The 12,299-nt window shown below is 34.7% G+C and carries 9 protein-coding genes; 6 read left to right on the forward strand and 3 right to left on the reverse strand.

Annotated elements, in window-relative coordinates; translation table 11 throughout:
• Positions 1-27: 27 nt before the first annotated feature.
• Positions 28-507, reverse strand: a complete 480-nt coding sequence (gene rpiB / locus HUW50_RS22650) for a ribose 5-phosphate isomerase B (protein WP_185653351.1) — start codon at positions 505-507, stop codon at positions 28-30.
• A 261-nt stretch (positions 508-768) separates the two neighbouring features.
• Here rpiB and HUW50_RS22655 point away from each other — a divergent pair, with 261 nt between their 5' ends.
• Together HUW50_RS22655 and rbsK are read left to right on the forward strand one after the other, a co-directional pair.
• Positions 769-1,770: a LacI family DNA-binding transcriptional regulator gene (locus HUW50_RS22655; RefSeq protein WP_185653352.1), complete on the forward strand. Its 1,002-nt coding sequence runs from the start codon at positions 769-771 to the stop codon at positions 1,768-1,770.
• Positions 1,767-2,669 carry a ribokinase gene (gene rbsK / locus HUW50_RS22660; protein WP_066332887.1) on the forward strand — a complete coding sequence of 301 codons (903 nt, stop codon included), beginning with the start codon at positions 1,767-1,769 and terminating at the stop codon, positions 2,667-2,669. The genes HUW50_RS22655 and rbsK overlap by 4 nt, the downstream gene beginning before the upstream one ends.
• 243 nt (positions 2,670-2,912) lie before the next feature.
• Here the strand turns inward: rbsK and HUW50_RS22665 are convergent, their stop codons facing one another.
• On the reverse strand, positions 2,913-6,677 hold the full coding sequence (locus HUW50_RS22665; protein ID WP_185653353.1) for an AAA domain-containing protein: 3,765 nt from the start codon (positions 6,675-6,677) through the stop codon (positions 2,913-2,915).
• A 433-nt stretch (positions 6,678-7,110) separates the two neighbouring features.
• Between HUW50_RS22665 and HUW50_RS22670 the strand changes: the two genes are divergently transcribed.
• Both HUW50_RS22670 and HUW50_RS22675 read left to right on the forward strand, forming a co-directional pair.
• The gene (locus HUW50_RS22670) at positions 7,111-7,608 is read left to right on the forward strand and encodes a site-specific integrase (protein WP_185653354.1); all 498 of its coding nucleotides are present in this window, start codon (positions 7,111-7,113) and stop codon (positions 7,606-7,608) included.
• Complete coding sequence (locus tag HUW50_RS22675) at positions 7,593-7,772, forward strand: hypothetical protein (protein ID WP_260445583.1); 180 nt, start codon at positions 7,593-7,595, stop codon at positions 7,770-7,772. Before HUW50_RS22670 ends, HUW50_RS22675 begins: the two co-directional genes overlap by 16 nt.
• Before the next feature lie 54 nt (positions 7,773-7,826).
• On the opposite strand, the gene HUW50_RS22680 is transcribed toward HUW50_RS22675, so the two are convergent.
• Entirely contained in the window at positions 7,827-9,074 is a 1,248-nt protein-coding gene (locus tag HUW50_RS22680) for a DUF4153 domain-containing protein (protein WP_185653355.1), read from the reverse strand.
• A gap of 762 nt (positions 9,075-9,836) precedes the next feature.
• Here HUW50_RS22680 and HUW50_RS22685 point away from each other — a divergent pair.
• Together HUW50_RS22685 and HUW50_RS22690 are read left to right on the forward strand one after the other, a co-directional pair.
• Positions 9,837-11,600 (forward strand): GMC family oxidoreductase, encoded by a 1,764-nt coding sequence (locus HUW50_RS22685; protein WP_185653356.1) that lies wholly within the window; start codon positions 9,837-9,839, stop codon positions 11,598-11,600.
• Positions 11,601-12,099: 499 nt separating this feature from the next.
• Positions 12,100-12,291: a hypothetical protein gene (locus tag HUW50_RS22690; protein WP_066332896.1), complete on the forward strand. Its 192-nt coding sequence runs from the start codon at positions 12,100-12,102 to the stop codon at positions 12,289-12,291.
• Positions 12,292-12,299: the final 8 nt, after the last annotated feature.

The following is a 12,299-nucleotide window of genomic DNA, read 5'->3' on the forward strand; positions in this document are numbered from 1 at the left end:
AGTATCAAGCTATTAAAGAAGAAATTTCTAGCTAGGACTAAGTTTATTTTGTAATTCTCTAGCAATCTCTAATTCTAATTGATGCAACTTACCAACTCTCCTTCTAAAATGATCCTCTGTACTGAATTCTGCCTTAAAAAAAGCATTAATTAAATCCTTTGCTAACCAAGGACCTACAATTTTAGCTCCAATACACATGACATTTACATCATCATGTTCTACACTTTGATGGGCAGAATGAATATCATGGCATACTGCAGCCCTTATTCCTACAAACTTGTTTGCTGCAATGCTAGCGCCTACCCCTGTGCCACAAACCATTATCCCTCTCTCTGCCTCACCACTTTTAATTGATTGACAGACAGATCTTGTAATATCAGGAAAATCCACTTCTTCTATTGAATGACACCCATAGTCTATAACGGTTATTCCAAGTGATTTCAAATGATCAATAACTTCAGCTTTTAGCGGAAAACCTGCATGGTCGCATCCTAAAGCAACAATCATCTTCACGCCTCCTTTCAAGAGCTTACTTACTGATATATGTTTGTACAATTAAGAAAATTTGATTGAAAAGCTTTGCACTAAAAGAATTCCGCCCCCCTCTTTTCGCTAGATATTAATACCTACCAAGAATATATGTAAGCGTAACCATAGTTTATGCAACAATATTTTTTAATTATTAATACGAATTTAATTGAAATTAAAAACATATTTCTGAAGTATATGAAAAGGCTTCCATATTTTTCTTAAAAGGAGGGTATAACGATGGCTACTATGAAAGATGTAGCAAAACTATGCGGCATTTCAATTTCTACAGTATCTAGAGTGATTAATAATAGTGGTTATGTTAATAAGGAAACGGAGGAAAAAGTAAAAGCAGCCATAGAGAAGCTTAATTTTTCTCCTAATCAGGCTGCAAGGAGTCTTGTGAATGGTGACACCAAAACCATTGGACTTATAATACCTGATATATCTAACCCTTTCTTCCCTGCTATAGCTCGAGCTGTCGAAGATACATTACAAGAGGAAAAATATTCTATAATAGTTTGTAATTCTGATAACGATATTTTAAAACTAAGTAAACATTTTAAGACCTTAAAGCAAAAATCTGTCGATGGTATTATCATTGCAGGTGAAATAAAGAGGAACCATATCCAAGAATTTACTGAACAAAATCTTCCCCTCGTGATGATTGATGTAAATACTGATTCCTTACCCGTAAACTCGGTGAGAACCGATAATCGTTTTGGAGGAAATATTGCTACTAACCATTTAATTGAGCAAGGTTTCTCAAGGATTGCACATATTCGAGGACCTTTAGATAGTTCTACTGCTGAGGACAGATATAAAGGGTATTTAGATTCTCTAAAGGAATTTGGGATACTATACGATCCCACCTTAGTACAGATAGGTGATTTTCACGAAGAAAGTGGTTATAATGCAATGTTACGTTTACTAGCTCATTCTAATCCACCAGATGCTGTCTTCGTCGCGAATGACCTAATGGCCCTAGGTGTATTAGAGGTGTTATCAAAAAACAAATCACAAATAGGTATTGTTGGCTACGATGACATTCCATTTATAAAGTATTTGAATCCAAAACTTACTACTGTGAAACAACCTATATATGACATAGGAATAAAGGCCGCACAAATTCTATTAAAAACGATAAATAATAGCTCTGAAACAGTTGATTTTGTTAAAGAATTGATGAAGCCTGAATTAATAATAAGACAAACCAGTCTGAGGGAAAAGGTGAGAAAATGAGTGACATAAACGTTGTTGTTGTTGGTAGCATCAACATGGATCTCGTCATTTTCACTAAAAGGTTTCCTAAGAATGGTGAGACAATCATAGGTAATGATTTTCGAAGAATTCCTGGAGGTAAAGGTGCTAACCAGGCAGTTGCAGCAAAAAGACTTGGTGCGAATGTTGATATCATTGGCTGTGTAGGTGATGATCTATATGGTAAAGAACTTCAGAGTATTTTTGAAAATGAAGGTATTGGAACTGATTATATACATGCCGTACCAAATAAAAATACTGGAGTTGCATTCATAACTGTTAACCAACAGGGAGAGAATTCGATAATCTTATCTCAAGGTTCTAATAGTAACCTTTCTCCTAAACTAATACGTAAAGCAGAACAAGTAATTAAAAAGGCTCACGTATTACTCCTTCAATTAGAAGTTCCAGTTGAGTCTGTTATTGAATCTGTTAAAATAGCAAAGAAATATAAGATACCTATTATACTAAACCCAGCTCCAGCAATTGAACTTAATGCTACATTATTAGAACATATAGACTACCTAACACCTAATGAGACAGAAAGCAAACAAATATTAGGTAGAGATTTTGGAACAAATGAGGAAATAATTAATACGTTAAAAGGAATAGGTGTTAAACATATCATTGTAACATTAGGAGAAAATGGAGTTGTATTCAACAACCATGCTGAGGAAATTATCCAACTTGATGCGCTTAAAGTAAATGCTGTAGATACCACAGGAGCAGGAGATGCTTTTAACGCCGCTTTTGGGGTTTCTATTGCAGAGGGGAAAACCATTACTGAATCAATTCACTTCGCCCAAACAGTAGCAGCTTATTCAGTTACCAAAAGTGGGGCTCAGCCATCATTTCCATATAGTAGAGAGTTAGATGCATAATATTAACTAACTCCCTTTTTATAACTTTAAAAGCTTGGGTGAAGAATGAGGACGGTTCTTGCGCTTAAAGTTCTTCCAAGGACAAGAACCGCGTTATTGGTTTACTGTTTTTTTAGTGTGTTTAGGCTGCTACGGTATCATCTTGTTATTTGGATTAATTTGTTCATGTCAACGCAAGGATTATGTTTCCATTCATACAAAAATAGGTATACCAATATCGGTATACCTAAAATTATTTTTAAACTAAGCCATAACTTCCTTCTTAATACTCTCTTCTCTAACTAATTTTTTTACTAATTGATCAATCTTTTCAATTTCCGCACTTGAGTTCTTCCACCAATTCCGACTCCAAATTCGAGTGATCTTCCACCCTTTGGTTTCCAAAAATCTTTGTCGATATACGTCCCTTTCTTTAGCTGAAGGTGAACTATGGTACATAGCGCCATCACATTCAATTCCAAGAATATACTTCTCAGGATGATTAGGGTGTACGATTGCTTGATCGATTCGATATCCAGACATTCCAACTTGTGTATCAACCTTATACCCTAAGTTTGTTAACGCATTGTATACCTGTTCTTCGAATGGCGAATCAAATAGTAATGGACCAGTTTGTTTTTTTGTATTTTGTTTTTCGTTCAGGTTAGATAGAACAGCTTCGATTTCTTCTTTTTTAACTTGTGAAACAGCTTTTGCATATTCCATATAACTCTTTAAAAATTTCGGTCCATCATTTTTTGTTGAACCTACGCTAAGTTCATTGGGTTCGATACTTGTTACTACATGAATTTCCTCTTTTGATCTAGTAACAGCAACATTTAAACGATTTTCTCCACCTTGTTGGCCTAGCGTACCAAATCGATTATAGACTCTTCCTTCATTATTTTTTGCATATGCAATTGAAAAAATAATGATATCTCTTTCGTCCCCTTGGACATTTTCAATATTTTTAACAAATACTCTTTCATCCAAGTCCCTACTCATAATCTGTTGATACAATACACCAAACTCTTGATCAGCTTCTACTTGAGCATCAATTATGTCTTGAATTTTATCTTGTTGCTTTGCATTAAAGGTGATGATACCAACTGTTTTTGATGGATTTTTGATTATGGTATTTTTGAGTAAATCAACTACTGCTTTCGCTTCAACCTCATTACTCTGATTAACCCAAAGTCCATCAACTTTATGCCATTGAATCGCAGCTGGCTTCCGTAAGGGTTCGACATTAGGTGCGATTTGTATATTTCCATTGTAATAGGCATGATTTGAGAAATTTATTAACTCCTCTGATTTAGATCTGTAATGCCATTGCAGCATTTTTTCAGGTAATGTTCGCTTTCCTAAGTTCAAAAGACTTTCTGATTCATTGAAATCATCAACTTCAACATCATCTTCATCCTCTTGTATTGCACCTTTAAAAAGGCTTGAAGGTGGTAATTGCTTTTCATCTCCGGCAACGACAATTTTCGCTCCACGATAAACAGCTGGAAGCCCATTTTCAACTGTACATTGTGATGCTTCATCAAATATCACGATATCAAAGAGTTCTTTTTCTAAAGGATATATAGCTGAGACAGTTTCTGGAGAAGTCAACCAGATTGGCATTACGTCAAGAAGTCCATTTAGTGAAAACTCTCTAACTAGTTTTCTTACTGGCCAAATCATTCTCTTTTTACCAACCTGATGCTTTAATTCCTTCATTGCTTTACTGTTTGTCTGTTTCACTTGATTTAATTTCTTTAGTAAACGGTTGATAAGCACTTTGACTGCAAGATCTCTCTTCTGTAATAATAATCCCTTAAAATGTTCCCGTACTTTTTCGATTTCTTCCGTACCAATCTTTGTTAGCATTGGATGCTTTGATTCAATATCATCAATCCAATGGATAAAAGTGGATTGCTTAACGATATCTACCCACTCGTCTGATAATTGTTTATGAATATGATCACCAGTTTTATCTTTCAGCATATCGATCATCTTTTTTATATTTGGTAAATTGGCATCGTATTCACGATCCATATTACGTAAATCTTCAAAGTCCTGGATAATGTATTCGTGCTTTTGTTCAAATTCCTTTAAAGGAATATCCCCTTTAGAGATTCTCTCATAATATTTTTTCACTAATTCATCTGAAAAATAAGGCTGTAAAGATTTCATTTCATTTGACATTTTCTCTGATACTTGGGATAAATCAAATAAAAGTTTTAAGCTTTCCCTTACTCGTGGCCATTCTTTTGAAGAAACGCCTTTAAATTTCTCCCCGTTTAAAAGTTCCTCGACGATTGTCTTGCCAGTAAAAGATGTCCACCACCATAATCGGAGTTTTTGCAATGATCGTTTTTCATCGGGATTCAAATCTTCGTAGATTTTCTCTAATTTATCATTGATAAGCCATGTGTATTCTGGGGTGATGTCTTCTTGATCAAATTTATTTAAATATTCAATGCTCGTCTCTGCTTTTTCAATCACGTTTTTTACTATTTCTACGATTGTCAGTCGGTCTTTCAGCTCTAGTTTTGCGAATGACTGCCTGTCCTTTAATGGATAGTTTTCTCCACCAAATCGTCTGTAATAGTTACCATAAGAAAATATTTTCATTAGTACTTCATCAAGATTATCTTTGGTAAGTGAATGGAGTACTTCCTTTAATTCCAAAATGACATCAATTTCAGAGATCGGCTTTCCTAAACCATATAAGTCGTAGGCCTTATATCCATGCGATTGTACTTCATATAGTCCCTTAGCAATTGCGTTTAGCTTAGATTCATACTCTTCAATTTTATTAGAAAGTTGAATGAGATCGTTTTCATAGTCCTGAATTGATCTATCATCTTCCAGTAAGGTATGCAGCTTTTTATATAATGGTTTTCGGTCATTTTTTTCATCATGCAACAAGGCAACGTGTGAAGATAATCCTAATGATTCTAATCGTTGATAAACAACATCAAGTGCAGCTCTTTTTTGACATACTAATAGCACTTTTTTATCTTGAGCGATAGAATTCGCGATTAAATTTACTATGACCTGTGATTTACCTGTACCTGGTGGCCCGTGAACAACTAAACCACGATTTCTATCTACCTCATTAATAATTTCCTCCTGTGATGCATCTGTATCAAGAACAAAGAACTTCTCTTTCTCTGGCTTTATATCCTCATGACTCGAGTTATCTTGCTCAGATTCTGATGGATTAAAGCTTTCTCCAGCTTGTAATAGTTCAGCAATAATGCCTAAATCACCATTGCCATTTTCCGTTTCCGTAATTAAATCCTCATAATCCTTTAATAAAGCAGAGTTTCCTTGCGGATAATTTCCCAAGATGGCCATATTATCTAGTTGAAATTGACCCTTTTGGAATTCTGGTATCGTATCCTGCTTGTAATCAATAAACTTTTCAAGTTCTGGTTGGTTATTCCAGAGAATATTAAACGAATATTCCTTTAACCAAGTGATCAATTTTAAGAAGTTTATCGATTTTGCTTGCTCTTCAGCTTCATCAAATATTTTATCGTCAATATCTAATCCACTAAATTTTTTAAAGGCTAAAATAAGTGTTCGATTTAACTGAGGCTCCCCTTCTTCTACATACAATTTCCACTGAGTACCATTCACTCGTTCTCGTTCAAGTTTTACTGGATATAAAAATAAAGGAGATCGAATATATGTTCCATCTAACATGCAGCCAGATACAAAGGGGTAACCAACATATAAATCATACAACCCTGTCTCTTCTTCAATTCCCTTAATATTACGGTATAGAGAAGTTAACTTACCAGATTGCACTAATGATTCATTATTATTTACATCTTGTTTTACCAGAACAACATTTCCTTTTTGGTCTATCACTCTTTCAACTACAGTATTCGCATTTGTTTTCTGATCTAGCTTATCAATTGAACTTAAATCAAACGCCCATTTATCGTATAACTTTAGCATTCGAATTGATCTGTTTCGTTTACTCAGGTCATTTAACCTATCTTTTAATTGAACTAATTTTTGTTTCATTTTTACCACCTTTGAATTAATCGACCTATATTTTATTTACTCGTTATATTACTATTGCGTAAATTATATTATAACCCCTAATTTTTTACATTAAAAGACGAGGTTCGACTTTATCTCATTTAAAGCTTCAAGGTAATGGATAATTTTACGGCTCTCAAATATCAAGAAACTTCCACAATTTTGACTAATAACAGAAGATTAAAACAAATCACTAAATGTTTGTTACTCTGTATTACTTATGTACAATGGGCCGTAATCTAACTGTAACTTTTTTCAACTAGCGCAACCTCCTTCTTTTACTCCTTCATATAGATTTCTTTTATAAGAATATGATTAGAACTGTTCTATAAGTACCCAATTAGGACCGGGGAATCTGACCAAGCAAAGCACCATTTTTCGCATGAAGTGCACTTAAACTGATGAGGAAATCCAAATGGGGATTCGAACGATGAGTGAAGTGGTTAAGAAGCAGAACCAAAAAGTTTTCTACTCCAAATTCGGGTTATACTTTAGTGTTGCGATTCCTTGCGGTTTAAGACGAGGAGAGCTTCAAGGATTACAATGGGAAGATATAGACTTAGAAAAGGAAATCATTTATGTAACTCACTCCTTGCTACACTTAAAAGATGGGGGATTCTTACTAAAAGATCCGAAGACAATGGGGTCTATTCGTGAAATTGCATTACCTCCAAATTTGATTCCACTCTTTAAAAGATACCAAGTACGCGATTTAGAGAGAAAGAATTGCTACAAGACGAAAGGCAAGGTAGTAACTACTTCTTTGTCTTTGCTAACGAATTTGGACTTCCATACTTTAAATCTTATCCAAGGACAAAATGGATGCGATTTTTATAAAGAAATAAACTCAGATATATTCGACCACATGACCTTCGTCACACGTCAGCCACTTTCCTATTGTCACAGGGAATAGACCTTAAAACCGTAAGTGTCAGGTTAGGGCATTCCACTATAAGAATAACGGCTGACATCTATGCTCATAGAACAAAAGAAACGGATTGTGTATTGCCTCGTCCGATTCCGTCATTTTATACCCGAAATCATGACCTAATCGCGTATGCCATTCATCGGGAATAATTCGAAGTGCAAAAGTTTAGAAGATTAGGTGTTCGTTACATTAACAGAGCCTTTCTAATTAAAAATTATAGGAAAAGTAAATGTAACGAAAGCTGCCCAAAGTCCGTAGACCGGCAAATACTTAGTTACTGCATCTTGGATAGTTGAAGGTCCGGATTTGTTTTGTAGAAAACGCATATAGGAGAGCATAATCCAAATTAGATTTGCCCAGATAAGTATGTTTATTCCTAAAACAGCAAGTCTATTAGGCGTAATCCCATAAGAAGAAAGTCTGAACACGATGGCTGACAAAGCCACACTGTCAATGATAAGCGCAAGAACAATTAAGGCAAAATTTATATAATCTGAAATGTTCTTTTTCTCGTCTGAGTCGCTTTCCGAAATGGAAAATATGGTAACGGCCAATACACCAAGGAGTATTCCGTTGAAGGCTATCAGGAAATTGCGGTCCAAGAATGGATTTTTTCCTACCCATATAACCGTTATTAGATAGACCAACAATGTGACCAGGACAAGAGGACTAAAAATTTTAGCTATATATGGTGTAATATTCTTAGCAAGTTTAAGATTCATTGATACCAGGTATGCAGCTACAATAGCGAGAGCAGCAGCACCAAATAAAACGACATTACTAAAATAGAAGTCTTCTATATCCAAACCAACAAAGTTAAATAACTGCATGGTTAATGCTGCTAGCACCATTCCGCTAACTGCCATGCTGGCGTAGAGAATACAATATTCCAAATTAAATTTAATATAGGCTAATCTTGTACTGCTTTTTGAATATTCATTTCCTGTAAATGCAAGCCCTACCAATACCCATAAGAATATAGGAAGGTGTAAATAAGCAAGGATAATACTGTCTTCATCATTTAATGGCAGCATATTAAGATAAAACCCGGAAATTAGGAACAACGCTACAAGAGAATAAATAACTCTTTTTTTCGGAGTATTATTGTAAACAAAATAGGCAGCAATAAAGGGAATTATACCAAAAGCCAGGTTAATTGGAGCAATTGCTTCCTGTTCGACAAAATGGAAAATGATCCTGGTGATTATCCCGGCCAGAATGGCTAAAGTGCCCATGAATAAAAAATCTTTTTGAAGCAAGGAAGATTTTTCTGTATTTGCCCTCTCCTTGAAATGCAATCTTTCATACCAAACGCCAAGTACCTGAGAATCAGGATTTTGTTCCCATGCGTGTGAGAATGACTTTTTAAAAGCTTTGGGGTCTTTTCTATACATTCTCTCCAGCTCATGAGGTTTAGCAATATTTTCAATAATCAAATTGTTAATGTCCATGGTTTTACCTCCCCTAATAATTGTTATATTAAGTTTCCTCCACAATGTTTAACTGTCTTCGTCACTTTTGTATTATAAAATATCTCCAGGCTGACCATAATAAGCACCTCACTTATTTATTCTGATTTTGATTTTAATATATATTTTATTGTTTTGCAATAAATTTTTATTAATTTAGATAACTTTATTATTGTTAGTTTTTTTACCAAGAATAAAAAGCATTCCTTATTCAAAGAAATGCTTTTTAACTTTAAACCATTAAATTTATAACTTGTACAGCTAACCTGCTTCTTTAAGTACATCCTTTTACATATTCCTCCAAAAAACAATAATCTCTGCTGCACAGTGTTTAGTCAATTAAGAAAGACGATTACTTAGTTAGTTTTTCATCAATGCTCTTTTTAAAGAACCAGCCGATAGCCCGTTTTAATTACTCCTATAATTTTGCTTCCATTAAAAGGCCTGTCGGGAAAGATCATTTCTTTACTTAATTAATGAAGCACCAGTTAAAAAAACCAGCATTTTTCTTCGAATTATATTGCGCGAATAAAGGATCCAAGACTAAACTTCCTCTCTCTAGTGCGACTATAATATCTATACTAGTGAATCGAATACCATATCAAATATAACCAAGCCCTGGATTAAGTGAATTTTGAACATCATTATTCTAAATAGGCTGTTGTATGCATAAAGTGAGAAAGGATTTATGGTTAAAATATGGGATTTACTCATTCTGAATCTGATAATGAAAGGAATGAAAGCATGCCAAAAAAAGAAGATAAAAAATACTTTGATTATATCGTCATTGGTGCTGGAACAGCTGGCGGGGTAATTGCCAAAGAATTAACAGATGACAAAAAAACTTCCCTGCTTGTACTTGAAGCAGGAACAAATATGAGGAACGAGCTAAGCAGTGCTTCTAACCCAAACTCAGGTCTGTTAGCTACCGATAACAGACACTCCTTTAATATAATGTCAACAATAGAACCTAATATTAATAGCCAACTAAGGATCTCGAGTGGTCGAGCAATTGGTGGAAGCTCTGAACATAATGCCATGTATGCAGTAAGGGGAAGTCGTGAACTTTATGATCAGTGGGGAGAACTCGTTGGCCCTCAATGGGAATATGATAACATTAGTTCTTTATTCAAAAAAAATGAAACTTATACAGGAAAGACACAAGAACCGGAACAACGAGGAACAAATGGTCCGATTTTTGTTAGACAACAAATCATTCCTAAAAATGGACTTACAATTACTTTAGCTAAAGCAACATCAACTGTTTTAGGTATACCGATTGTCGAAGATTATAATACAGGCATAAGAAATTGCACATTTTATAAATCACAGGCTATGAACAAAAAGGTGGGCGGAAAATTTGTCCGATCATCAACAGCAACAGGCTATCTAAATGAAAATATTGTTATACAAGGAAATGAATTCCACCCAGATGAGTTTGGAGTTGGAAGGAGAAAGCTTGTCATTTTAGCAAAAACAACAGTCAATAAAATTCTATTTAAACGAAAAAGAGGCGTTAACATTGCTGTAGGTGTTAAGTTTGTTAGGAACGGGGTATCAGAAAAAGCTTTTGCAAGAAAAGGAATCATTGTTTCTGCGGGTAATTTTTCGTCGGTTATTCTACAACGTTCGGGAATCGGAAATTCGATGGATTTAGCCAGAATTGGTGTATCTACTTTAATAGAGAATCCTAATGTTGGACACAACTTTCAAGCTCAATTTACTGCCGGAGTGGGAGTTGAAGTAGAAACTAGTCGACTTCTAGATTTGAGAGATGCTGACCCTGATCTCCCATTCCCACTAGGTGCCCATAAAGGAGAAGGTGAAACAGGAGGACGACGTCTTCAACTATATAGCAGCATAACACCTTCTTTTCTTCCACCACCAGTTATCTTTGTTAACAACTGGGCATTTGATCCAAATAAAAAGACGAATGTGATGAGTATTGGTCCTTTTGACAATAATCCAAGAAGCAGAGGAACGATTTTGGCCGCTCACAGCGATCCAGAAGTTTATCCATCCGTTAACCTCAATCCATTGCAAGATTCGAATGACTTAGAATTCATGATCGATCAGTATATTGAAATTTACAAAATTATGAAAAAGGCTCAAGAACTTGATCCTGAAGGTATTTATAAGTTAGTTTATCCTGATGAAAAAATCTTTATGATAAAAAATAATGCAGAAAAAAGAGCTGAGATTGCTAAATATGTTAAAGCTACGTATCGAAATATCCAACACTTCGGCGGACAATGTAGGATGGCAAAGAGGATTCAAGATGGCGTTGTTGATGGGTATCTAAATGTTTTTGGTACTAAAAACCTGAAAGTCGCAGATCTATCAATCTCTCCAATATTACCAGACGGCAACACTTCAATACCTTCTCAAATGATTGGTTTAGCTTGTGCACGATTTATTCAAGAGAATTTTTCTCCTTATGTGTTGGTTGATGAGGAACTTGAAGAACTTGAAGAACTTGAAGAGTTTGAAGAGTTTGAAGACTATTAATAACAAGAATAAGGTATTGAAAAGAAATGGATAATATCCCAAACAAAAACAACACTCACAAACGTTGATTTAACAACATTCGTGAGTGTTTTAAAATTTTTAAAATGAACTCGTTTTGTTCTAAAGATACCGTTAGTCAGTGTATAAACTTAATGTAATGTCCGGTATCTTCCTTTAATGCCTTCAAATACTTTTTCATTACAAAAGGGTTGTTTCAAGTGCATCACTCAACATTGAGCCGAAGCTATCAAATAACTGAATTAAGGTTCCTGAGGGTTTATCAAGTTCTACAAATACACCGTCTTTTAAGTCATAAAATTCAAATGGTATAAAATAACTGTTTCACTTTTATTTCCCTTTATACATTGCTAAAAGTATTGAATATTTGGTAATTCGATCAAGTCATACTCATTTCCAAATTTTTCTGTTTGCAGGTATTTTTATAATTAAGATGGCATAGACTTGTACTAACGTATAATGAAAAGAGGTAGTATAGTACATGCAAATAAACCGAATAAAACGGGGAGCCGGTCTTAAAATGGCAAAGAAAATCATGAATGAAATGCAACAAGAACCAAAAGGGATTCACTATCCTGGATATAAACGAAGAGTCTGTCGTGCTTCTGAAATAGTAGCCAACCAACCTTTAGTGCAAGATATTCTTTCTAGACATTTGGGCATAAAAAAATAGCCCTTGGA

The sequence above is a fragment of the Metabacillus sp. KUDC1714 genome (genome assembly GCF_014217835.1).
Taxonomy (GTDB): Bacteria; Bacillota; Bacilli; order Bacillales; family Bacillaceae; genus Metabacillus; species Metabacillus rhizosphaerae.